Genomic DNA, 23,538 nt, shown 5'->3' with positions numbered 1-23,538 from the left:
TTTCGGAGTTCCCATGCCCATTCAAGTGCTGATGCCTGCGCTGTCGCCCACCATGGAGAAGGGCAACCTCGCCAAATGGCTGAAGAAGGAAGGCGACACCATCAAGTCCGGTGATGTCATCGCCGAGATCGAGACCGACAAGGCGACCATGGAGGTCGAGGCGACCGACGAGGGCAAGCTTGGCAGGATCCTGATCCCCGAGGGCACCGCAGACGTCGCGGTCAACACGCCGATCGCCACGATCCTGGCCGACGGCGAGAGCGCCGCCGATCTCGGCAAGGCGTCGTCGCCGGCCAAACAGGAGAAGGCGGCGGAGTCTGCGCCGCCTGCCCAGGCCAAGGCGGAGGCGCCAGCCCCGGCCGACAAGTCCGGCGGCGGGCCCGAGAAGAAGGCGCCGGCCGCGCCGCAGGCGGTCGCCGAGCCCGATCCGGACGTGCCCGCGGGCACCGAGATGGTAACCATGACCATCCGCGAGGCGCTGCGCGACGCCATGGCGGAGGAGATGCGGCGCGATGGCGACGTCTTCGTGATGGGCGAGGAGGTTGCCGAATATCAGGGCGCCTACAAGGTCACGCAGGGCCTGTTGCAGGAGTTTGGCGCCAAGCGCGTGATCGACACGCCGATCACCGAGCACGGCTTTGCCGGCGTCGGCATCGGCGCTGCCATGGCCGGGTTGAAGCCGATCGTCGAATTCATGACCTTCAACTTCGCCATGCAGGCGATGGACCAGATCATCAACTCCGCCGCCAAGACGCTCTATATGTCCGGCGGCCAGATGGGCTGCTCGGTCGTGTTTCGCGGCCCGAACGGTGCCGCCGCCCGGGTCGCGGCCCAGCACAGTCAGGATTATGCCGCGTGGTACTCGCAGATTCCCGGATTGAAGGTGGTCGCGCCGTTCTCGGCCGCGGACTACAAGGGCCTGCTCAAGGCCGCGATCCGTGATCCCAATCCGGTGATCTTCCTCGAGAACGAGGTGCTGTACGGCCATTCCGGCGAGGTGCCGAAGCTCGACGACTATGTGATACCGATCGGCAAGGCGCGCGTGGTGCGGCAGGGCGCTCACGTCACCATCATCTCCTGGTCGCATGGCATGACCTACGCGCTGAAGGCCGCCGAAGAACTCGCCAAGGAAGGCATCGAGGCCGAGGTGATCGATCTGCGCACGCTGAAGCCGCTCGACACCGACACCCTCGTCGCCTCCGTGAAGAAGACCGGCCGCGCCGTGACGGTGGAGGAGGGCTGGCAGCAGAACGGCGTTGGCGCAGAGATCTGTGCCCGCCTGATGGAGCACGCCTTCGACTATCTGGATGCGCCCGTGCTGCGTGTCTCCGGAAAGGATGTGCCGATGCCCTATGCGGCGAACCTGGAAAAGCTCGCGCTGCCGTCGGCTGCCGAGGTGGTCGAGGCCGCCAAGACCGTCTGTTATCGGTGATCCATGTCGGGACCCAAGGAACAGCCTTTGCCGCCCGATGTGATCGGCCGTGACGACGCCACCGAGGTGCTGCGTGCCTTCGTGATCGACGGCGGCCTTTCCATCGCCTTCCAGCGCGCCTTCGAGGAGCCCGACATCTGGGGCATGCTGCTCGTCGATATCGCCCGCCACGCCGCGCGCGCCTATGCCCACGAGAGCGAGTACAGCGAGGAAGAGGCGCTCCAGCGCATCATCGACATGTTCGAGGCCGAGATCGACCGCCCGACCGATCCGGGCCGCACGACGCCCCGCTCGCAGCAAGGTCACTGACGATGCCGATCAATATCCTGATGCCCGCGCTGTCGCCGACGATGGAGAAGGGCAACCTCGCCAAATGGCTGAAGAAGGAAGGCGACCAGGTCAAGTCCGGCGACGTGATCGCCGAGATCGAGACCGACAAGGCGACCATGGAGGTCGAGGCCGTCGAGGAGGGCACGATCGCCAAGATCGTGGTGCCCGAGGGCACGCAGGACGTCGCGGTCAATGATGTCATCGCGGTGCTGGCCGGCGACGGCGAGGACGTGAAGGCCGCGGGGGCAGGGGCCGCCAAGCCGGCGCCGAAGGCTGCGGAACCGCCAGCGCCGCCCAAGGCGGCCGAAGCGCCCAAGCCGGCACCTGCGCCGGCCGCCGCGTCGCCGAAGCCGGCCGCCGCTCCGGCACCTCAGGCCGCGAGTCCCGCGTCGCAAGTCAATGGTCACGGCCGCATCTTCTCCTCGCCGCTGGCGCGGCGGCTGGCGAAAGGTGCAGGCATCGAGCTGTCGCGCATCATGGGATCGGGGCCGCATGGCCGCATCATCGCCCGCGACGTCGAGGAAGCGAAATCCGGCAGGGGCCTGAAAGCGCCCGCCGCGGCGCCCACGGCAGCGCCGGCGCTGGCCCCGTCTATGTCCGACAAGCAGATCCTGGCGCTGTACGAGCCCGGCTCCTACGAGATCGTGCCGCATGACAACATGCGCCGCACCATCGCCCAGCGCCTGACCGCGGCGGTGCAGAGCGTCCCGACCTTCTATCTCACGATCGACTGCGACATCGGCAAGCTGCTCGCCGCGCGCGAGGAGGTCAACGCCGCCGCGCCCAAGGACAAGGAGAAGAAGCCGCTCTACAAGCTCTCGGTGAACGACTTCGTCATCAAGGCGATGGCGGTCGCGATGCAGAAGATTCCAGACTGCAACGTGAGCTGGACCGAAGGCGGCATGCTCAAGCACAAGCATTCCGACATCGGGGTGGCAGTGGCGATGCCGGGCGGGTTGATCACGCCGATCATCCGCAAGGCCGAGACCAAGACGCTGTCGGCGATCTCGAACGAGATGAAGGACTTTGCCGCCCGCGCCAGGGCGCGCAAGCTCAAGCCCGACGAGTACCAGGGCGGCACGACGGCGATCTCCAACCTCGGCATGTACGGCATCAAGGACTTCACCGCCGTGATCAACCCGCCGCATGCGACCATCCTCGCGGTCGGCACCAGCGAGGAGCGGGCGGTGGTGCGCAGTGGCAAGATCGAGATCGCCCACATCATGAGCGTGACCCTGTCCTGCGATCACCGCGCGGTCGACGGCGCGCTCGGCGCCGAGCTGATCGGCGCCTTCAGGCAGCTGATCGAAAATCCCGTGATGATGATGGTGTAAGGGAGGCGCCGTCATTGCGAGCGCAGCAAAGCGTCCTAGGGTGGGCCAAGGTGCGAAGCGCCGTGCCCATGCGTCAAGCTTGCCGTTTGGCGGTGGGCACGCCTCGCTTTGCCCACCCTGCAAATCCAAGCTGAGAGCGGAGCCGAAATGGCCGACACCTCCTTCGACGTCATCATCATCGGCTCCGGTCCCGGCGGCTATGTCACCGCGATCCGATCGGCGCAGCTCGGCTTCAAGACCGCGATCGTCGAGAAGGCCTATCTCGGCGGCATCTGCCTGAACTGGGGCTGCATTCCGACCAAGGCGCTGTTACGCTCGGCGGAAATCTTCCACTACATGCAGCATGCCAAGGATTACGGCCTGTCGGCGGAGAAGGTCGGCTTTGATGCCAAGGCCGTGGTGCAGCGCTCGCGCGGGGTGTCAAAGCGCCTCAATGACGGCGTCGGCTTCCTGATGAAGAAGAACAAGGTTTCCGTCATCTGGGGCGAGGCCGCGATCGATGCGCCGGGCAAGGTGACCGTGAAGAAATCGCCGGTCGAGGCGCCGAAGGGCGCGCTCGGCGAAGGCGCCTATCAGGCAAAGCACATCATCCTGGCGACCGGGGCGCGGCCGCGCGTACTGCCCGGACTCGAGCCGGACAACAAGCTGGTCTGGACCTATTTCGAGGCGATGGTGCCGGAGCGGATCCCGAAGTCGCTGCTGGTGGTCGGCTCCGGCGCGATCGGCATCGAGTTCGCCTCGTTCTTCCACACCATGGGTTCGGACGTCACGGTGGTCGAGGTGCTGCCGCAGATCCTGCCCGTGGAGGATGCCGAGATTGCCGGCCTCGCGCGAAAACGCTTCGAGAAGCAGGGGATCAAGATCCTGACCTCGACCAAAGTGTCAAAGCTCGAGAAGAAGGCCGACAGCGTCGTCGCGACCATCGATGACGGCAAGAAGCAGCAAGCCGCGGAGTTCGAGCGCGTCATCTCCGCGGTCGGCGTCGTCGGCAACATCGAGAATCTCGGGCTGGAGAAGCTCGGCGTGAAGACTGACCGCGGCGTCATCGTCGTCGATGGTCATTGCAAGACCAACGTGCCGGGCATCTACGCGATCGGCGACGTCGCAGGTCCCCCGATGCTGGCGCACAAGGCCGAGCATGAGGGCGTGATCTGCGTCGAGGCCATCAAGGGCCTCAACCCGCACGCGATGGACAAGAACCTGATCCCCGGCTGCACCTATTGCAACCCGCAGGTCGCCTCCGTCGGCCTGACCGAGGCCAAGGCGAAGGAGGGCGGGCGCGAGATTCGCGTCGGCCGCTTCCCCTTCGTCGGCAACGGCAAGGCGATCGCGCTCGGTGAGGACCAGGGGCTGCTCAAGGTGGTCTTCGACAAGAAGACCGGCCAGCTCCTCGGCGCGCACATGATCGGCGCCGAGGTCACCGAGCTGATCCAGGGCTATGTGGTGGCGATGAACCTGGAGACGACGGAAGAGGAATTGATGCACACGGTGTTCCCGCACCCGACGCTGTCGGAGATGATGAAGGAAGCCGTGCTGGACGCCTATGGGCGGGTGTTGAATATTTGATGCCGCCGTCATTGCGAGCGCAAGCGAAGCAATCAGCCTGTCCGCTTGCGGCGCCGTGGATTGCTTCGTCGCTGGCGCTCCTCGCAATGATGCGCAAACCGCTAGAGAGAAGCATTCAGTGCAAGACAACGACAACCTGACCATCGAGCGTCCGACCTTCGTCACCCATCTCGAATGCTCGCTCGAAGGCGATCATTATCCCGCCGACCGGATCCATAACCTCTCGAAGGCCGGCAAGCCGCTGCTGGTGCGCTACGACCTCGCCGGCGTGAAGCAGGCGCTGACCAAGGACGCGCTCGCCGAACGACCCGCCGACCTGTGGCGCTACCGCGAGCTGCTGCCGGTGCGCAAATGCAAAGACATCGTCAGCCTCGGCGAGGTGACGACGCCGCTGATCCGGCTGCCGAAGCTCGCGAACAAGCTCGGCGGCGGCGAGATCATCGTCAAGGATGAGGGGCGGCTGCCGACAGGCTCGTTCAAGGCGCGCGGTCTCGTGATGGCGGTGTCGATGGGCAAGGCACTCGGCATCCGCCACATGGCGATGCCGACCAACGGCAATGCCGGCGCGGCGCTCGCGGCCTATGCCACTGCTTGCGGCATCCGGACCACGATCTTCTGTCCGGCCGACACGCCGGAGGTGAATGTCAGCGAGATCGAATTGCAGGGCGCGACCGTCTATCGTGTCAACGGCCTGATCGATGATTGCGGCAAGATCGTCGGCGAAGGCAAGGCCACGGCCGGATGGTTCGACACCTCGACCTTGAAGGAGCCGTATCGCATCGAGGGCAAGAAGACGATGGGGCTCGAGCTCGCCGAGCAGCTCGGCTGGGACGTGCCCGACGTCATCTTCTATCCGACCGGTGGCGGCACCGGGCTGATCGGGATGTGGAAGGCGTTCGCGGAGCTGGAGGCGATTGGGTTCATCGGAAGCAGGCGCCCGCGCATGATCGCGGTGCAGGCGGCCGGCTGCGCTCCGATGGTGCGCGCCTTCGAGAACGGAACCGAGCATGCGCCGCGCTGGGAGGATGCCCAGACCATCGCGTCGGGCATCCGCGTGCCGCAGGCGGTCGGAGATTTTCTGATCCTGCGTGCGGTGCGCGAGAGCAAGGGATTTGCCATCGCAGTGACGGACGAGAAGATCTCTTCTGCGCTCAACGAAGTCGCTCGCGAGGAGGGCCTGCTCCTGTGCCCCGAGGGCGCAGCAACCTACGCCGCCTACCGGCAGAGCCTCGCCGACGGCCGTGTCAGCAAAAGTGATCGCGTGATGTTGTTCAACTGCGCGACCGGTCTCAAATACCCGTTGCCGCCGGTGACGCGCATGCTTGATCGTCGCCAGCCGATCGACTACGCGAAGCTCTAAGAGGGGTTTTGACACCCTCAAAGGAGAGGGTGATGTGGAAATCCGTGCTCGCCGCGCTGATCGCGGCCTTCGCCTTCGCCGGCCATGCCGCGGCCGACCAGTTCCCCTCCCGCCCCATCACGGTCATCGTGCCGTTCGCCGCCGGCGGACCGTCCGACGCAATGGCGCGCATTCTCGGCGAACGCATGAAGACGGCGCTCGGCCAGCCGCTGTTGATCGAGAACGTGACGGGAGCGGGCGGCTCGATCGGCGTCGGCCGTGCCGTGCACGCGGCGGCGGATGGCTACACTATCAGTTTCGGCCATCTCGGCACCCATGTCGCCAATGGCGCGATCTACAAGCTCCCCTACGATCTGGTGGCCGATCTCGAGCCGGTGGTGCTGCTGCCGAGCAACCCGATGATCATCGTCTCCAACAACAAGGTGCCGGCGAAATCGCTCCAGGAGCTCTTGGCCTGGCTCAAGTCAAGACCTTCGCCGGCCAATGCCGGGACGGCCGGCGCAGGGTCGGGCAGCCACATCGCGGGGCTGTATTTCGAGAACATCACCGGCATAAAGCTGCAATACGTGCCGTATCGCGGCACCGCCCCCGCCATGAACGATTTGGTGGCCGGCCAGATTGATCTGATGATCGACCAGACCTCCAATTCCATCAACCAGGTGCGGGCCGGGACGATCCGCGCCTACGCCATCACCGACGACAAGCGGGTCGATTCGGCCCCCGATATCCCGACCACGGATGAAGCGGGGCTGCCCGGCTTTCACATGACCTTGTGGTCGGGTCTGTGGGTGCCGAAGGGCACGCCGAGCGAGATCGTGGCGAAGCTCAACGCCGCGGCAGTCGAGGCGCTGAACGACCCCACGGTGAAGGGTCAGTTCGACAATCTGGGCTTGCAGATGCCTCCAGCCGGCCAGACAACTCCGGAAGCGCTCGGCGCCTGGCAGCAATCCGAGATTGCGAAGTGGTGGCCGGTGCTCAAGACGGCTCACGTTTCAGTCGAGTGAATATTTACCTACAACCTGAAAGCTAATCTGGGTTGCCATTCCGCCACGATTGTTGCGAGATTGCAACATTGCGCGAACATTTGGCTTACGTACGCACCGCTCCTCACTGGCGCCGCTATTTTGCCACACCCTGCTAGGAAATGGTTTGTACCGCTGGCGATCCTGCAAGGTGAATCGCAATGGTTGTGATCGAGAGGGCCGGCGGCGCGGAAACGGGGCGATGGACGCCAAGACCAACATCAAGCAGAGGTTGCCGAGCCGTCATGTGACGGAAGGGCCCGAGCGCGCGCCGCATCGGTCGTATCTCTACGCGATGGGTCTGACGACGGAGCAGATTCATCAGCCGTTCGTCGGCGTGGCGTCGTGCTGGAACGAGGCCGCGCCCTGCAACATCGCGCTGATGCGCCAGGCCCAAGCGGTCAAGAAGGGTGTGGCGGCGCGCGGCGGCACGCCGCGTGAATTCTGCACCATCACGGTCACCGACGGCATCGCGATGGGCCATGACGGCATGCGCTCCTCGCTGCCCTCGCGCGAATGCATCGCCGATTCGGTCGAGCTCACGGTGCGCGGCCACGCCTATGACGCGCTGGTCGGGCTTGCCGGCTGCGACAAGTCGCTGCCCGGCATGATGATGGCGATGTGCCGGCTCAACGTGCCCTCGATCTTCATCTATGGCGGCTCGATCCTGCCCGGCAATTTCCGCGGCCAGCAGGTGACCGTCCAGGACATGTTCGAGGCCGTCGGCAAACACTCCGTCGGTGCGATGTCGGACGCCGATCTCGACGAGATCGAACGGGTGGCTTGCCCGTCCGCCGGCGCGTGCGGCGCGCAGTTCACCGCCAACACCATGGCGACGGTGTCCGAGGCGATCGGGCTCGCGCTGCCCTATTCGGCGGGCGCGCCGGCGCCCTACGAAATCCGCGATTCCTTCTGCATGGCCGCCGGCGAGAAGGTGATGGAGCTGATCGCGGCCAACATCCGTCCGCGCGACATCGTCACCCGCCGTTCGCTGGAGAACGCCGCGGCGGTCGTCGCGGCCTCCGGAGGCTCGACCAATGCGGCGCTGCATTTGCCTGCCATCGCGCATGAATGCGGCATCAAATTCGACCTGTTCGACGTCGCGGAAATCTTCAAAAAGACACCGTATATCGCGGATTTGAAGCCGGGCGGTCGTTATGTCGCCAAAGACCTGTTCGAAGCTGGTGGCATACCGCTTCTGATGAAAACCCTGCTCGATCACGGTCATCTCAACGGTGACTGCTTGACGGTCACTGGCCGTACGATCGCGGATAATCTCAAGGGCGTTAAATGGAATCCGCACCAGGACGTGGTGCGGCCTGCCGACAGGCCCATGACCGTTACGGGCGGGGTGGTCGGCTTGAAAGGTAATTTGGCGCCGGAAGGTGCGATAGTGAAAGTTGCGGGTATGTCGAATTTGAAATTTTCAGGACCCGCTCGCTGCTTCGATCGCGAAGAAGATGCTTTCGAGGCCGTGCAGAAGCGCACCTACAGGGAAGGCGAGGTCATCGTGATCCGCTACGAGGGGCCGCGTGGCGGTCCCGGGATGCGGGAGATGCTGGCGACCACCGCGGCGCTGACCGGACAGGGCATGGGCGGCAAGATCGCGCTGATCACCGATGGCCGGTTCTCCGGCGCGACCCGCGGCTTCTGCATCGGCCATATCGGCCCCGAGGCGGCGGTGGGTGGTCCCATCGGTCTGCTGCGGGATGGCGATCTCATCGAGATCGATGCGGTCGAGGGGACGCTTAACGTAAAGTTGAGCGACGCGGAGCTTGCCGACCGCAAGACGAGATGGCTGCCGCGCGAGACGAACCATGCGTCCGGAGCGCTCTGGAAATATGCCCAACAGGTTGGGCCGGCGGTGGCTGGGGCCGTAACCCATCCCGGCGGTGCGCACGAGAAGACGTGTTATGCGGACATCTAGTCGTATCGCAATCGCTGTGGTTCTGGGCGCCATGCCCGCGATGGCGCTTGCCTTCGACGGCTCTCCCGCCACCCAGCAGCCCACGATGCCGGGCATGACGGCGCAGGCCGGGCCGGCCGGCGCGCTGAAGAAGCCGCTCGCCGCGCCGGAGGCCAATCTCAGCGCGTTGCAATATGCCGCCGATGACGGCCAGCCCTTCGCCCAGTGGAAGCTGGGCCGGATGTATGCCGACGGCAAGGGCGTCGCCCGCGACGATCTGCGTGCCTTCGACTGGTTCAGCCGCATCGCCAATGCGCATGCCGAGGACAGCCCGTCGGCGCCGGATGCGGCCTTCATCGCCAATGCCTTCGTCGAGTTGGGGCGCTATTACCTCAACGGCATTCCCAACTCGAAAATCACGGCCGATCCGAACCGGGCGAGGGAGATGTTCTCCTATGCGGCGTCCTATTTCGGCGACGCCGACGCGCAATACGATCTGGCGATGCTGTACCTGAAGACGCCGGACGCATCGCGGGACGACTTCACCTACGGCGCGCGCTGGCTCGGACTGGCGGCGCAGAAGGGCCAGCATCAGGCCCAGGCCACGCTCGGACAGATGCTGTTCAATGGTGAGCGGCTGCCGCGCCAGGCCGCGCGCGGCCTGATGTGGCTGATGCTGGCGCGCGACGGCGCCGGTCCCGACGAGACCTGGATCAAGGAAAGCTACAACGCGGCCGTCTCCCGCGCCACCGAGGACGACCGCGCCAGGGCGCTGCAGATGCTCGAGCAGTGGGTGCGGGGCAACAAGCGCGGAAACTGACCTGCGTGCAGCTCTTGCCTTGAAATGAAAGCCGCAGCCTGGTGCTGCGGCTTTGGTTTTTTGGCTTCCACGCGACGACGCCGTGGTGTCGGGTCAGGCGGCTTCCAGGTCGAGATCCGCCCACACGGGCACATGATCAGAGGGTTTCTCCCAGGCGCGGACATAACTGTCGATCCCGACATCGACGAGACGATCGCTCGCCTGTGGCGACATCAGGAGATGGTCGATGCGCAAACCCCAGTTCTTCTGCCAGGCGCCGGCCTGGTAGTCCCAGAAGGTGTACCGGCCGGGTGCATCCGTCACCGCGCGCAGCGCATCGGTCAGCCCGAGCCCGAGCAGCGACTGGAAGCTTTCGCGGGTGGCTGGGCGGAACAGCGCGTCATTGACCCACGCTGAGGGGTTGTAGACATCCGCGGGCGAGGGGATGACGTTGAAATCGCCGGCCAGGATCAAAGGCTCCTCCGCCTTCAGCCGTTCCCGCGAATACTCGAGAAGCCGCGACATCCACTTGAGCTTGTAGGGGTATTTGTCGCTATCCGCCGGATTGCCATTGGGCAGATAAAGGCAGGCGATGCGCAGCACGCCGCGCTTCAGCGTCACCACGCCTTCCAGAAAGCGGGCATGGCTGTCCTCGTCGTCGCCGGCGAGCCCCGATTTGGTTTCGTCGAACCTGAGCTTGGACAGCAGCGCGACGCCATTGAAGGTCTTCTGGCCGTGGGTCACCACGTTGTAGCCGAGCGCCTCCAGCTCGAGCCGCGGGAAGGCGTCGTCCGTGCATTTGATCTCCTGCAGGCAGACGATGTCGGGCGAGCATTCCTTCAGCCAGGCCATCAGCAGCTCGAGCCGCTGCCGGATCGAATTGACGTTCCAGGTCGCGATGCGCATCGGCTTCCTCGGATTGGTCGACGGAGTGACGTTAGAGCAACCTCGCCCACGCAGCGTCAAGGCTCGCAGGTGGAACGCTTGCCGCTTCCGCGGACGAGAGCTCAGATCGAGAAGCTGGTTCCGCAGCCGCAGGAGGCGGTGGCATTGGGATTGTGAATCCGGAACGAGGCGCCGATCAGGTCATCGACGAAATCGACTTCCGAGCCCGCCAGAAACGGCGCCGAGGCCGGATCGACCAGCACCACGGCATGATCACGCTCGATCACCAGATCGTCCTCGGCCCTGGCACGGTCGACGTCGAACTTGTACTGGAAGCCGGAACAGCCGCCGCCCTCGACCGAAATGCGCAGCATGGCACCGTCGCCTTCGCCCTTGAGGATATCGCCAATCCGGCGAGCGGCCCGCTCGCTGAGGGTGACGGCGGCAGTCATGGCAAACGATCTCCCTTCGAGGCACATTTGGCGTCTTCGCCAATTCATGCGGTATGCCATACTTAGGTGCGAAAGCCCTGGGAATCAAACGTCAAAACGGATCAAGAGACCGTGTCGGTTGGAATGGCTGCCCCTCGCGCCCCCTTTGCCTGCGACCCCGATCGCAGCCGAGGCCGGCTGTTTGCCGAGCCACCGAGCCGCACCCGCAGCCCGTTCCGGCGGGATTGCGACCGGGTGATCCACTCGACCGCCTTCCGGCGGCTGAAGCACAAGACCCAGGTGTTCGTGTTCCACGAGGGCGACCACTATCGCACCCGGCTGAGCCATTCCCTGGAGGTGGCGCAGATCGCCAGGGCGCTGGCCCGCATGCTGGGGCTGGACGAGGACCTCACCGAAACGCTGGCGCTGGCCCATGATCTCGGCCATCCCCCGTTCGGCCATGCCGGCGAGCGGGCCCTCGACAAATGCCTGCAGGCCCATGGCGGCTTCGACCACAATGCGCAGACCCTGCGTGTGCTCACCTCGCTCGAGCATCGCTATCCGGAATTCGACGGGCTGAACCTCACCTGGGAAGCGCTGGAGGGGATCGTCAAGCACAACGGCCCGTTGACCGATCACGACGGAACGCCGCTCGGCCATTACCGCGACCGCGGCGTGCCGGTCGGCATCCGCGACCATGACGAAATCTTCAGTCTGGAGCTCTTCAGCTTCGCTTCGCTCGAGGCTCAGGTCGCGGCCATCGCCGACGACATCGCCTACGACGCCCACGACATCGACGACGGCTTGCGCGCCGCCCTGTTCGCCGTCGACGATCTCAAGGCCATGCCGCTGACGGCGGCGATGATCACGGAGATCGACGCGCATTATCCCGCCCTCGACCAGGACCGGCGCGGCGCCGAGCTGGTCCGCGAGTTGATTTCCTACCTGATCACCGCCGTCTTCTCGGAGGCGACGAAGCGCCTCGACGCCGCGCAGCCCAAATCGGTGGATGACATTCGCCATCACGCCACGCAGCTCATCCAGTTTCCGGCCGAAGCTGCCGAGGCCGAAGCCGGCATCAAGTCGTTCCTGAAGCTGCACATGTACCGGCATCAGCGGATCATGCGCATCATGGGCGACGCCGAGCGGATCGTATCCGACCTGTTCGCGCACTATCTGGAAAATCCGTCGCAGATGTCGTCCGATTGGCTCGAGGGCTCAGCCGACGACAGCGAGGCTGCGCGCGCGCGGCGGATCGGCAATTTCATCGCCGGGATGACCGACCGCTACGCCCTGATCGAGCACCAGCGCCTCTTTGACTCGACCCCTGATTTGCGTTAGGCGGCGGGCTCGTTCCGGGCAGAGCAGACGCCGATGGCGAAGAAATCCGCAAAACAGGCCGGGAAGGTGGCCGGCAAGGGCGTTCGGCCAAAGCAGACCGCGGCGAGCAAGCCAAGCCGTGTCGGCACGAAGAAGGCGGCCAACAAAACATCCCGGAAGGCCGTCGCGTCCGAGGCCAGTGTCAAGCCCGGTGTCAAGCCGGCCAAACGCAAAGCCAAGGCTGCGAAGCGCAAGCCCTCCGCAGGCAAGGCTGACAAGAAGCCCGATCAAACCTCAAACAGCGCGCCAGCCATTGCCGAGCAACCCTTGACCCCATCGCTTCATCCCTTTGCCGACCTGCTCTCGCGCGTGCACGCGATCTGCGCGGGCCTCGCTACCGAGAACAATTGGCCCATGCGACCTGATCTGTCGCGCGTCGTGGTCGAGCCGCCGCGCGACGCGAGCCATGGCGACATGGCGACCAACGCCGCGATGGTGCTGGCGAAAGAGGCCGGCGTGAAGCCGCGGGAGCTCGCGGAGCTGATCGCCGGCCGTCTGCGCGCGGAAGAGCTGATCGCCTCCGTCGATGTCGCCGGGCCCGGCTTCATCAATCTGACACTGAAGCCGCGGGCCTGGGCGGACGCGCTGCGCACCGTGTTGCGTGAGGGCGAGGCCTATGGCCGCGTCGCGCCGGTCGCGGGTGCGGCCAGGGTCAACGTCGAATATGTCTCGGCCAATCCGACCGGGCCGATGCATGTCGGTCATTGCCGTGGCGCGGTGTTCGGAGATGCGCTGGCGAGCCTGCTGCAGTTCGCGGGCCACGACGTCACGCGCGAATACTACATCAACGACGCCGGCGCCCAGGTCGACGTGCTGGCGCGGTCCGCCTTCCTCCGCTATCGCGAGGCGCTCGGCGACGACATCGGCGCGATCCCGGAAGGGCTTTACCCGGGCGACTATCTGAAGCCGGTCGGGCAGGCGCTCACGGCCGAGCATGGTGACGTCTTGCGCGAGATGCCGGAAGCCAAATGGCTCCCGCTCGTGCGCGACAAGGCGGTCACGATGATGATGGCCGAAATCAGGGACGATCTCGACGCGCTCAACATCAGGCATGACCTGTTCTTCTCGGAGCGCTCGTTGGTCGAGACCGGCAACGACAAGGTCGCCGAGACTATCGACTTCCTGCGTTCACGCGGCGACGTCTACGAAGGGCGGCTGCCGCCGCCGAAGGGCGCGCCGCTGGAGGATTGGGAGGACCGCGAGCAGACGCTGTTCCGCGCGACCGCCTATGGCGACGACAGCGACCGGCCGCTGCTGAAGTCCGACGGCAGCTACACCTATTTCGCGTCCGACATCGCCTATCACAAGAACAAATTCGACCGTGGCTTTCGCGATCTCGTCGACGTCTGGGGCGCCGATCACGGCGGCTACATCAAGCGCATGCAGGCGGCGGTGAAGGCGGTCACCGCCGCCAACGCCACGCTCGACGTCAAGATCGTGCAGCTCGTGCGGCTCTTGCGCAACGGCGAGCCGGTGAAGATGTCGAAGCGCTCGGGCGATTTCGTCACCTTGCGCGAGGTAGTCGACGAGGTCGGCACGGACGCCGTGCGCTTCATGATGCTCTACCGCAAGAACGATGCTGTTCTCGACTTCGACCTCGCCAAGGTGATCGAGCAGTCGCGCGAGAATCCGGTCTTCTACGTGCAGTACGGTCACGCCCGCGGCCATTCCATCTTCCGCAATGCACGCGAGGAGGTGCTCGCCGATCTGCCGGAGGAGGACGCCGCGCGCCGCGCGTACCTTGGCGCCGCGGCCGTCGAGATGCTGGCGGAACCTGCCGAGCTCGACCTCCTGAAGCGGCTTGCGCTTTATCCGCGGGTGGTCGAGGCGGCCGCCGGCGCCCATGAACCACACCGGATTGCCTTTTACCTCTATGATTTAGCGAGCGAATTTCATGCGCTCTGGACGAAGGGACGGGATTTGCCCTATTTACGCTTCATTATAGATAATGATGCAGCAATGACCAAGGCGCGTCTGGCTATGGTACAGGCTGTCGTCTCGGTTGTGGGATCGGGGCTGACCATGCTGGGTGTCAGCGCTCCGAACGAAATGCGATAGTCGGGCGCAGTGCGGTAGCCTAGACTTTGATTGCCGCCCACTCTGGGGGATGTGGGGTATCTGGCCGCGGAGGCTGGCACGTCTGTACGAGTTTGGCGGGGGCGGCATTTCCCGAAGGGAACAGTGCATCACGATGGCTGATCGATATCACGACAGAGCTTTTCCGGCCGACGGTTATGACCGCGGCGGCGATCAGCGTGGCGCCGGGCGGCCCGAGGGCGATCCTCTGGCGGAGCTGGCCCGGCTGATCGGACAGACCGATACAATGGTCAATCCGGGGCGTGCCAATCCGGCATCGCCGCGGATCGCGCCGCGCGAGTCCTACCCGCAGCAGGCGGTGGCACAGGAGGAGCCGATGGCTCCCACCAACCCGCCGTCCTGGATGCAGCGCGCCAATCCCAGGGAGATATCGCGAGACTCGCAGAGAGAGATGCCGCCGGCGCTTCCCAGCGAGGAGGAATATGTGGCCTCAACTCATCCGCTGCACCGTTACGGCGCACAGCAGCATCCCGACGACCACGGCAATCCGCAGCAGGACTTTGCGCAGGATCGCTCGTATCAGCATGGTCAGCACGAGGAGGAGCACGCCTTCGCCGAGCACGAGCACGAGGAGGAGCTCGATCCATCGCGTTACGACGATGCGCTGTACGGCCGGCTCGACAACGGCGCGCAGGGGACGCAGGGGTTCGACCGTGATCCGGCCTATCCCGACGATCCCTACGCCTACCAGGATGGGTATGAGGACGAGGGCGAGGAGCCGCCGGTCGAGAAGCGCCGGGGCGGCCTGACGATGGTCGTGGCTATTCTCGCGCTCGCGATCGTGGGAACGGGCGGTGCGTTTGCCTATCGCAGCTATTTCAGCTCGGCGCGGAGCGGCGAGCCGCCGATCATCCGGGCCGACAACACGCCGATCAAGATCATGCCGACGCCGCCCGATGGCAGCGCCAAGGTGCCGGATCGCCTCGTCAGCGGCGATGGCGCCGAGAAGCTCGTGCCGCGCGAGGAAGCACCGGTCGACGTCAACGCGAATGCGAATTCCGGCGGCCCGCGCGTGGTGTTTCCGCAGTTGAACGCGAACAACAATCCGCCGCCGCCCTCGAGTGTGGCGCAGAATGGCATTGCCGCGGGCGGGGCGCCGAGCAATGCCACGCTGGCGAATGGCGAGCCGCGCAGGATCAGGACCCTGTCGGTCCATGGCGATCAGCAGCAGGACGCCTCCACGACAACCGCTACGGTGTCGCCGCCCGCACCGCCCCCCGCCGCGGCCAAAGCGGCCAAGGGCACCAAGACGGCCCGCATTGCGACGCCGCCCTCGGATGCCGCGAATGCGAATGCCAGCGCGAATCAGCCGCTTTCGCTGACGCCGCAATCGAGCCCGGACCAGGCGTCGGCCGCGGACACGTCGCGCGGCGTGCGCATCGCCGCCACCAATGCGAGCCAGGACGCCGCGCCCGCCGATTCGGCCGTCGGATATCTCGTGCAGGTGTCTTCGCAGCGAAGCGAGAATGACGCGCAGGCCTCGTTCAAGGCACTCCAGGCGAAGTTCCCGAACGTGCTGGGTTCCCAGACGCCGGTGATCAAGCGTGCCGATCTGGGCGAGAAAGGCATCTACTTCCGCGCCATGGTCGGTCCCTTCGGTTCCTCCCAGGAGGCTGGAAAATTCTGCGGCGACCTGAAAACCGCCGGCGGACAGTGCATCGTCCAGAAGAATTAGCCGCCGTTTCCTTGACCCTGTTGCCGGGGGCGGGCTAATCGGCCCGCCATGCGCAGCAAAGCCTTCATTACCGGCATTGCCGGAACCGAACTGAGCGCGGATGAGCGGGCATTCATCGCCACGGAACGGCCGTGGGGATTCATCCTGTTCAAGCGCAACGTCGACACGCCGGCGCAGGTCACGGCTCTGGTCGAGACGCTGCGGAGCGCACTGGGCGATGCCGACGCACCGGTCCTGATCGACCAGGAAGGCGGGCGGGTGCAGCGGCTCCGGCCGCCGCACTGGCCGCTCTATCCCCCCGGCGACGCCTTCGGCCGGCTCTACGACCTTGATCCTGCTCTTGGCCTCTCGGCGGCCCGGCTGAGTGCGCACCTGATCGCTGACGACCTTCTGGCGCTCGGCATCTCCGTCGACTGCCTGCCACTGGCCGACGTGCCGGTGACCGGCGCCGACGCCGTGATCGGTGACCGTGCCTATGGAACCGATTCGGCCAAGGTGGCTGCGATTGCCCGGGCGGTCGCGCAGGGACTGGACGAAGGTGGCATTCTACCCGTTCTCAAACATATTCCAGGGCATGGCCGGGCCACTGCGGACACGCATTACCGGCTCCCGATGGTCGACACGCCCGCCGACGAGCTGGAACGGACCGACTTCGCGGCATTCCGGCCGCTGGCGGACCTGCCGATGGCCATGACCGCACATGTTGTGTTTAGCGCGTTCGACCCGGCCCAACCTGCAACGACATCTGCGAGAATAATCCAGCAGGTGATTCGCGGTTCGATTGGGTTCCAGGGTTTATTGATGAGCGATGACGTGTCCATGAATGCATTGGCAGGATCGATTGCCGAGCGGACGCGCGCCATCGTCGCCGCAGGTTGCGATGTCATTTTGCATTGCAACGGCAAGCTCGATGAGATGCAGCAGGTCGCCGGCGAGACGCCCGAACTCGCCGGTCAGGCGTTGACGAGGGCGCGCGCCGCGCTGGCGGCGCGCCGACCCGCGCAGGCCTTTGATCGGGCGGCGGCACGGGCGGAGCTGGATACCCTGATCGGTCGGCTGGGAGCGGGTGCATGACCGCGGAAATTCTGTCCTTTGAGACCGGCAAGCCCGCCGAGGTCGCCGATGGCGAACTGTCGCTGGTGGTGGATGTCGAGGGTTTTGAGGGCCCGCTCGATCTGTTGCTGGCGCTGGCGCGGCAGCAGAAGGTCGATCTCGCCAAGATCTCCATCCTGGCGCTCGCCGATCAATATCTGCAGTTCATCGAGGCGGCGCGGAAGATCCGCCTGGAACTCGCCGCCGACTATCTGGTGATGGCGGCTTGGCTCGCGTTCCTGAAGTCGCGGCTGCTGCTGCCGGAGCCGCCGGCCGCGGAGCGGCCGAGCGCCGAGGAAATGGCGACTGCGCTCGCCAACCGGCTGCGGCGGCTCGAAGCGATCAGGGAAGCGGCCAACCGGCTGATGAACCGGCCGCAATTGCTGCGCGACATTTTCCCCCGCGGGAACCCGGAGGAAATCGCCGAAATTCGCCGCCCGAAGTTCAACGCGACCCTGTTCGACCTGCTCACGGCCTATGCCGTGCAGCGCCAGCAGCGGGTGCTGAGGAGCGTGCATCTCGCCAGGCGCACGGTGTGGTCGCTGGCCGAAGCGCGCGCCTCGCTGGAGCGGCTGATCGGAATTGCCGAGGAATGGAGCTGTCTCGACGAATATCTGTTGAACTACGTCGTCGAGCCCTCGCAGAAGGCCACGGTTTTTGCTTCGAGCTTTGCTGCGGCCCTCGAACTGGTGCGCGAGGGCGAGATGGAATTGAACCAGAGCGAAGCGTTCGCGCCGCTGTATTTCCGTAAGCGTCCGGCGCAGGCCGCGGGTGCTGCGAATGCACCGACGGCCGAGTGAGTTGGAAGAAGGAGACCCTGCCATGGCAAGCTTGGCGGAACGACGCGTGCAAGAGGTCGAGATGGTCGACGAGGCCGAGGCGCCGGTCAACCCGCAGGCGCGGCCCGAGGAATTGCGAATCCTGGAAGCGCTGCTGTTTGCGGCGACCGAGCCGCTGGATCAGTCCACCCTCGCCAAACGCATGCCCGACGGCGTCGACGTCAAGGCCGCCCTGGAGCAACTCCAGGCCGACTACGCCTGCCGTGGCGTCAACCTCGTTCGCGTCGCCAACAAGTGGACCTTCCGCACCGCGGGCGACCTGTCGTGGCTGATGACACGGGAAACCACCGAGACGCGGCGGTTGTCGCGCGCGGCAATCGAGGTGCTGGCGATCATCGCCTATCACCAGCCGGTGACCCGGGCCGAGATCGAGGAGATCCGTGGCGTCGTCACCTCCAAGGGCACGCTCGACGTGCTGCTCGAGACCGGCTGGATCAGGCCGCGCGGCCGGCGCAAGACGCCGGGGCGGCCTTTGACCTTCGGAACCACCGAGGGTTTCCTGTCGCAGTTCAATATCGAGGCGATCGGCGACCTGCCGGGACTGGATGAATTGAAAGGCACGGGCCTTCTGGATTCGCGCCTGCCGACCGGTTTTTCCGTTCCGTCGCCCTCCGACGATCCCACGCTTCGCGAGGACGAGGACCCGCTCGACGTCGGCGAGTTGGAACTGGCGCTGGCGCCGGCGGCGGAGCCCGAAACCGGCGAGGGCGGCGGCGAAAGCTGACGGTTTCGCGAGCACCGCGCGCGTCGCCGCCGCCGGTTAACGGTAGCGACACGCAGACGCAGCCGACCGCGTTTTGACGTCGCCTAAGTCCTTGTTTTTGGCTCTCCGCGCGCCTACGTTCCGCAAGAGATCGGGCCGGGTCGCCGGCCAATTCGTGTTGGAGGTTGCGGGATGGGTTCGCTTAGCATTTGGCACTGGATCGTCGTGATCGCAGTCGTCCTGCTGCTGTTCGGCCGCGGCAAGATTTCGGATCTGATGGGCGACGTCGCGCAGGGCATCAAGGCGTTCAAGAAGGGCATGCAGGACGACGACAAGGCGCCGGAGAAGTCGGAGCCGGCCAAGTCCATCGACCACAGCCCGGCGCCGTCCGCGGCCGCGCGGACGGATGTCGGCAGCAAGGCCGTCTGAGCAGCAGCAGGGCCGTTTAGCAGAAGGCGCCTGGCCGCCCCGATCCATTTCGACGGGGAGGCGTGCGCGTGAACGGAATGTTTGATGTTCGACATCGGGTGGAGTGAATTCGTCCTCATCGCCGTGGTCGCACTGATCGCCATCGGCCCGAAAGAGCTGCCCGGCGTCCTGCGCACGGTCGGGCAATGGATGGGCAAGGCGCGCAAGATGGCCGCCGAATTCCAGAGCCAGTTCCAGGAGGCAATGCGCGAGGCCGAGATGGCCGACCTCAAGAAGAGCTTTGACGAGGTGAAGGAAGCCGCCTCCGGCTTCTCCAAGGGCAATCTCTTGACCTCGTTGCAGGACGATGTGACCAGCGCCCTGGGCAGCGACAAACCGGCCGAGACGGCAGTGGCCGCGACCGAGCCTGCGCTCGAGCCGCCGGTCGCGCCGACGACCCCGGAAGCGCCGCAGCCCGAGACCTTCGTCGAGGCCGAGACGCACACGGCCGGCGAGCCGGTTGCGATCACCAGCGAGGCTCATGCGACCGCGATGGCCGAGCCGACCGTCGCAGACGAGCTGAAGGACGCCAAAGCGTCATGACCGATGAAGACATCGAGGCCAGCAAGGCGCCGTTGATGGATCACCTGATCGAGCTGCGCTCGCGGCTGATCAAGGCGCTGCTCGGCTTCGGCGTCGCCTTCATCGTCTGCTTCTTCTTCGCCAAGACGATCTACAACTACCTGGTCTGGCCGTTCGTCTGGGTCGCCGGCCCGGAGAATTCGAAGTTCATCTACACGGCGCTGCTCGAATATTTCATCACTCAACTCAAGCTCGCGCTGTTCGGCGCCGGCTTCATCTCGTTTCCGATCGTCGCCATACAAATCTACAAGTTCGTCGCGCCCGGCCTGTACCGGCACGAGCGCAACGCCTTTCTGCCCTATCTGATCGCGACCCCGATCTTCTTCTTTCTGGGCGCGATGATGGTCTATTTCGTCGTGTTCCCGCTGCTGATCCGCTTCTCGCTCGGCATGCAGCAGATGGGAGGCGGCGACAGTGCGCAGATCGAGCTGCTGCCCAAGGTCGGCGAGTACCTGTCGCTGATGATGTCCCTGATCTTCGCCTTCGGCATCGCCTTCCAGCTCCCGGTGATCCTGACGCTGCTCGGGCGGGTCGGCATCATCACCTCGCAGATGCTGCGCGAGAAGCGCCGCTATTTCATCGTCATCGCCTTCGTCATCGCCGCCGTGCTGACGCCCCCCGACGTGTTGAGCCAGTCCTCGCTCGCGCTGCCGCTGCTGGCGCTCTACGAGGGCTCGATCATCGCGGTCAGGTTCGTGGAGAAGCAGGCCGCCGCGGCTCGGGCGGCGTCTGCCTCCGGCGGCACCGGCTCGGCCGCCAATCCGGCGGAGTAGGCGTTTTTCCGTAGCGCACGCTGCCTTCGCGGCGTGCCGCGGCTGTTCCAAAACCGATCCATTCAGGCTACTGGAGGGCGCCTCATGAAACGGCGCGACTCAGGGTTCGACAGCCATGCACGACATCAAATCGATCCGCGACAATCCGGAAGCATTTGACGCCGCTCTGAAGCGGCGCGGCCTTGCGCCGGTCTCAGCCAAATTACTAGCGATCGACGAAGAACGCCGAAAAGCTATCGGATATTTGGAAAGAGCCCTGGCTCGTCGCAATGCGGCTTCACGCGAAATCGGCGAGGCGAAAAGAAGAAAGGATGACGCCCATGCCGAAGACCTTATGATCGAGGTTTCGCAGCTGAAGGTAGCAATTCCAGAGTTGGAGAAAACGCCCAAGGAACTTGAGGCGAAGTTAAATGGCATGCTTGCAGCGATCCCAAATCTGCCGTTTGCGGCGCCTGAAGTTCCTGACGGTGCAGACGAGCACAGCAATGTGCAGCGCCATGTCTTTGGAAAGGCACGTGAGTACGGTTTTGCGGCTAGGCCCCACTACGATCTTGGAGAGGCTCTTGGTTATATGGATTTTCAAACAGCGGCGAAGCTTTCTGGGTCTCGTTTTGTAGTGCTAAAGAAGAATCTCGCTCGGCTTGAGCGCGCGATTGGGCAATTTATGCTCGATCTGCACACCAATGAGCACGGCTATACGGAAATTAATCCGCCGTTGCTTGTTCGCGACGACGTCATGTTTGGCACAGGCCAGCTGCCGAAATTTGAACAAGATCAGTTTCCCACGAACTTATTGGACCTCGAGCGCTTTTGGCCGGACTATGATGCGGCACGTGACGCACAACTAGAAGAAATTCGTGCGAAGAAAATTCGACCCGACCAAATAGGTGCGTCCTCGGTCGCTCGTCAACAAGAATGGAAACGAAAGCTTTTTTCAGAGTACAGCAGCCGCCTTTGGCTAATTCCTACGGCCGAAGTCCCGCTGACCAACCTCGTCCGAGAATCCATCATCGACGAGAAGCAACTGCCGATGCGGCTCACGGCGCTGACGCCGTGCTTCCGCGCCGAGGCCGGGGCGGCCGGGCGCGACACCCGCGGCATGATCCGGCAGCATCAGTTTGTGAAGGTCGAGCTGGTGTCGATCACGACACAGGACGCCAGCCGCGACGAGCATGAGCGGATGCTGGCCTGCGCCGAGGAGGTGCTGAGGCAGCTCGACCTGCATTATCGCGTCGTGACGCTCTGTGCCGGCGACATGGGATTCTCCGCGCAGAAGACCTACGACATCGAGGTCTGGATGCCCGGGCAAGGCGAAGGCGGCGCGTTCCGGGAGATTTCGAGCTGCTCGGTCTGCGGTGACTTCCAGGCCCGCCGCATGGGGGCGCGCTATCGCGCAAGCGACGGCAGGCCGCACTTCGTGCACACGCTGAACGGCTCGGGCACCGCCGTCGGCCGCGCGCTGATCGCCGTGATGGAGACCTATCAGCAGCAGGGCGGGTCCATCGCCGTGCCTGACGTGCTGCAGCCCTATATGGGCGGGCTGAAGGTGATCGAGCACGAGAAGTAGCACGCGTCCTCCCGGATTGGTATTGCGAACCCGGCGCGTCCCGCTATCCTCCACTCGTGTGGGTGGCGGGACGCGTGGCGATGGCGCTTGATCGCAACATTTATTGGGTCGGCCGGCAATGGGCGGTGACCGGCGCTGGCATCCAGGCGGTGGACCAGCGGCTCCAGGGCGCGTTCGATATTGAGGTCTCCAAGCTCTGGGACGATGATATCGAAAGCCGCATGCGCGCCTATGTCTGGCTGAATGGCGAGGATTTCGCCAAGGCGCTGGAACTCGCGCGGGCGCGCTTCCCCAGGCGGTCGAAAGCGCCACTGCCGCTGGTGGAAAGCGTACTGGAGCTGATCAAGGAGCCGATGCAGGCGGCCGGGGCCTCGACGCCCGCCCCGGAGATCGCGTCATCGCCGGCAGCTCCGCCCGAGCCGCCGCCCGCGGCGCCATCGCTCGTGCTGCGGATCGCCCGCGCCTCGGCGAAATTCCTGCCGCAATGGCGCATCCGCACGCCGGACGGCCGCGGCTAGAGCTCTTTCCGTTCCGATGGAATCGGAACGGAAGCTCTAGCTCCTTTGTTTTGACGCGTTTTCTTCACGCGAACCGGTATCCACTTCGCTCGAAAACGCTCTAATAAGGCGGCATCCCGATCGCATAGCCGGGATAGTCGTACATCCGATAGTAGCGGCGGGCGTTGTCGTATTTGCCATATGTCCGTCGCCGCGCCTCGACGCAGCCCGCACGGGTTCGAACCATGCCATGGGCGCAGCGGCGGCGAGGCTCCTCCTCGTCGGAGGTTTCCCTTCGCGAAGCTGGCTTCTCCTTCGCTTCCGGCTCGGCGGCGGGCGTCGCGGTCACCGCCGAGGCCTCGACGCATCGGCCTTCCCTGAACGTCGTCTCGACCGGGCAGCGTTTCGGCAGGCATTTGCCGTTGGCGTATTCCATCAGATAGGTCTCGCCGGACATCACGACCTGGCCGTTGCACAGGCAGGTGCCCGAAGCCGTCAATTCACCGCCCTGGCAGTTCTCTGCATTGGTCCTGACACAGGCGCCGCCGCCGCTATTGTCTCCGGCCGGCCGCAATTTGAAGCCGGCGGGGCAGGCGCAGCCTCCATCGCGCACGCTGCCGCCATCGCAGCGAATGTTGGCGGCCTTGGTCTCGGGCGGCGAGGGCGCCCTGTCATCGAGCGACTTCGTGACCGGAGCTGCGACCGGAGCCGTGTCGGGGACGCACTTGCCGCTCGTCGCGTCGAGATGGGACGCGGCCGGACAGGCGCAGCGCCGGGACAGATTCCGCATCCCGTCGTCA

23 protein-coding genes are annotated in these 23,538 nt (G+C 65.0%); 19 read left to right on the top strand and 4 right to left on the bottom strand.

All coding sequences use genetic code 11. The features are described 5' to 3' along the window. Positions 1-13 precede the first annotated feature (13 nt). From JOY90_RS22850 to JOY90_RS22815, 8 genes are all read left to right on the top strand, one after another. Positions 14-1,432, top strand: coding sequence for a pyruvate dehydrogenase complex E1 component subunit beta (locus tag JOY90_RS22850; protein ID WP_291693378.1), 1,419 nt, complete (start codon positions 14-16; stop codon positions 1,430-1,432). Between the two features lie 3 nt (positions 1,433-1,435). After that, entirely contained in the window at positions 1,436-1,741 is a 306-nt protein-coding gene (locus JOY90_RS22845; protein ID WP_291693377.1) for a DUF5076 domain-containing protein, read from the top strand. A 2-nt stretch (positions 1,742-1,743) separates the two neighbouring features. Then, positions 1,744-3,096 carry a pyruvate dehydrogenase complex dihydrolipoamide acetyltransferase gene (locus JOY90_RS22840; protein ID WP_291693376.1) on the top strand — a complete coding sequence of 451 codons (1,353 nt, stop codon included), beginning with the start codon at positions 1,744-1,746 and terminating at the stop codon, positions 3,094-3,096. Positions 3,097-3,243: 147 nt separating this feature from the next. Then, a complete protein-coding gene (gene lpdA / locus JOY90_RS22835; protein ID WP_291693375.1) occupies positions 3,244-4,662 on the top strand; it encodes a dihydrolipoyl dehydrogenase in 1,419 nt (472 codons plus the stop codon). 118 nt (positions 4,663-4,780) lie between these two features. Next, positions 4,781-6,022, top strand: coding sequence for a threonine synthase (locus JOY90_RS22830; RefSeq protein WP_291693374.1), 1,242 nt, complete (start codon positions 4,781-4,783; stop codon positions 6,020-6,022). 32 nt (positions 6,023-6,054) lie between these two features. Continuing rightward, positions 6,055-7,026 carry a tripartite tricarboxylate transporter substrate binding protein BugD gene (locus tag JOY90_RS22825; RefSeq protein WP_291693373.1) on the top strand — a complete coding sequence of 324 codons (972 nt, stop codon included), beginning with the start codon at positions 6,055-6,057 and terminating at the stop codon, positions 7,024-7,026. 220 nt (positions 7,027-7,246) lie between these two features. Further along, entirely contained in the window at positions 7,247-8,971 is a 1,725-nt protein-coding gene (gene ilvD, locus JOY90_RS22820) for a dihydroxy-acid dehydratase (protein ID WP_291693372.1), read from the top strand. Further along, a complete protein-coding gene (locus tag JOY90_RS22815) occupies positions 8,958-9,770 on the top strand; it encodes a tetratricopeptide repeat protein (RefSeq protein ID WP_291693371.1) in 813 nt (270 codons plus the stop codon). The genes ilvD and JOY90_RS22815 overlap by 14 nt, the downstream gene beginning before the upstream one ends. Before the next feature lie 93 nt (positions 9,771-9,863). Here JOY90_RS22815 and xth read toward each other — a convergent pair whose 3' ends face one another. Beyond that, the gene (xth, locus tag JOY90_RS22810; protein ID WP_291693370.1) at positions 9,864-10,655 is read right to left on the bottom strand and encodes an exodeoxyribonuclease III; all 792 of its coding nucleotides are present in this window, start codon (positions 10,653-10,655) and stop codon (positions 9,864-9,866) included. Between the two features lie 101 nt (positions 10,656-10,756). Then, complete coding sequence (gene erpA, locus JOY90_RS22805; protein WP_291693369.1) at positions 10,757-11,086, bottom strand: iron-sulfur cluster insertion protein ErpA; 330 nt, start codon at positions 11,084-11,086, stop codon at positions 10,757-10,759. Positions 11,087-11,197: 111 nt separating this feature from the next. On the opposite strand from erpA, the gene JOY90_RS22800 reads away from it, so the two are divergent. Next, positions 11,198-12,406, top strand: a complete 1,209-nt coding sequence (locus JOY90_RS22800; RefSeq protein WP_291693368.1) for a deoxyguanosinetriphosphate triphosphohydrolase — start codon at positions 11,198-11,200, stop codon at positions 12,404-12,406. On the opposite strand, the gene JOY90_RS22795 is transcribed toward JOY90_RS22800, so the two are convergent. After that, positions 12,403-12,639, bottom strand: a complete 237-nt coding sequence (locus JOY90_RS22795) for a hypothetical protein (protein WP_291693386.1) — start codon at positions 12,637-12,639, stop codon at positions 12,403-12,405. The genes JOY90_RS22800 and JOY90_RS22795 overlap by 4 nt on opposite strands. A 58-nt stretch (positions 12,640-12,697) precedes the next feature. Between JOY90_RS22795 and argS the strand changes: the two genes are divergently transcribed. The 10 genes from argS to JOY90_RS22745 all read left to right on the top strand — a co-directional run bounded on the left by argS (position 12,698) and on the right by JOY90_RS22745 (position 22,759). Next, positions 12,698-14,503, top strand: a complete 1,806-nt coding sequence (gene argS / locus JOY90_RS22790; RefSeq protein ID WP_291693385.1) for an arginine--tRNA ligase — start codon at positions 12,698-12,700, stop codon at positions 14,501-14,503. A 133-nt stretch (positions 14,504-14,636) separates the two neighbouring features. Continuing rightward, positions 14,637-16,217: an SPOR domain-containing protein gene (locus JOY90_RS22785; RefSeq protein ID WP_291693367.1), complete on the top strand. Its 1,581-nt coding sequence runs from the start codon at positions 14,637-14,639 to the stop codon at positions 16,215-16,217. 48 nt (positions 16,218-16,265) lie between these two features. Next, the gene (nagZ, locus tag JOY90_RS22780) at positions 16,266-17,291 is read left to right on the top strand and encodes a beta-N-acetylhexosaminidase (protein ID WP_291693366.1); all 1,026 of its coding nucleotides are present in this window, start codon (positions 16,266-16,268) and stop codon (positions 17,289-17,291) included. Beyond that, a complete protein-coding gene (locus JOY90_RS22775) occupies positions 17,288-18,109 on the top strand; it encodes a ScpA family protein (protein WP_291693365.1) in 822 nt (273 codons plus the stop codon). Before nagZ ends, JOY90_RS22775 begins: the two co-directional genes overlap by 4 nt. Before the next feature lie 22 nt (positions 18,110-18,131). Then, positions 18,132-18,872, top strand: a complete 741-nt coding sequence (scpB, locus tag JOY90_RS22770) for an SMC-Scp complex subunit ScpB (RefSeq protein ID WP_291693364.1) — start codon at positions 18,132-18,134, stop codon at positions 18,870-18,872. A 171-nt stretch (positions 18,873-19,043) separates the two neighbouring features. Further along, the gene (locus JOY90_RS22765; protein ID WP_291693363.1) at positions 19,044-19,280 is read left to right on the top strand and encodes a twin-arginine translocase TatA/TatE family subunit; all 237 of its coding nucleotides are present in this window, start codon (positions 19,044-19,046) and stop codon (positions 19,278-19,280) included. Between the two features lie 84 nt (positions 19,281-19,364). Next, entirely contained in the window at positions 19,365-19,862 is a 498-nt protein-coding gene (tatB, locus tag JOY90_RS22760; protein ID WP_291693362.1) for a Sec-independent protein translocase protein TatB, read from the top strand. Continuing rightward, on the top strand, positions 19,859-20,674 hold the full coding sequence (gene tatC / locus JOY90_RS22755; RefSeq protein ID WP_291693361.1) for a twin-arginine translocase subunit TatC: 816 nt from the start codon (positions 19,859-19,861) through the stop codon (positions 20,672-20,674). Before tatB ends, tatC begins: the two co-directional genes overlap by 4 nt. A gap of 115 nt (positions 20,675-20,789) precedes the next feature. After that, entirely contained in the window at positions 20,790-22,241 is a 1,452-nt protein-coding gene (gene serS / locus JOY90_RS22750; protein WP_291693360.1) for a serine--tRNA ligase, read from the top strand. A gap of 80 nt (positions 22,242-22,321) precedes the next feature. Next, positions 22,322-22,759, top strand: a complete 438-nt coding sequence (locus tag JOY90_RS22745) for a hypothetical protein (protein WP_291693359.1) — start codon at positions 22,322-22,324, stop codon at positions 22,757-22,759. A gap of 100 nt (positions 22,760-22,859) precedes the next feature. On the opposite strand, the gene JOY90_RS22740 is transcribed toward JOY90_RS22745, so the two are convergent. After that, positions 22,860-23,538 (bottom strand): hypothetical protein (locus JOY90_RS22740; RefSeq protein WP_291693358.1); only part of this gene is annotated, 679 nt, incomplete at its 5' end.

The organism is Bradyrhizobium sp. (assembly GCF_019242285.1).
In the GTDB taxonomy this organism is placed as follows: domain Bacteria; phylum Pseudomonadota; class Alphaproteobacteria; order Rhizobiales; family Xanthobacteraceae; genus Bradyrhizobium.
Note: the sequence above shows the minus strand (reverse complement) of the source record. Positions and strands in the feature narration are given on the sequence as shown.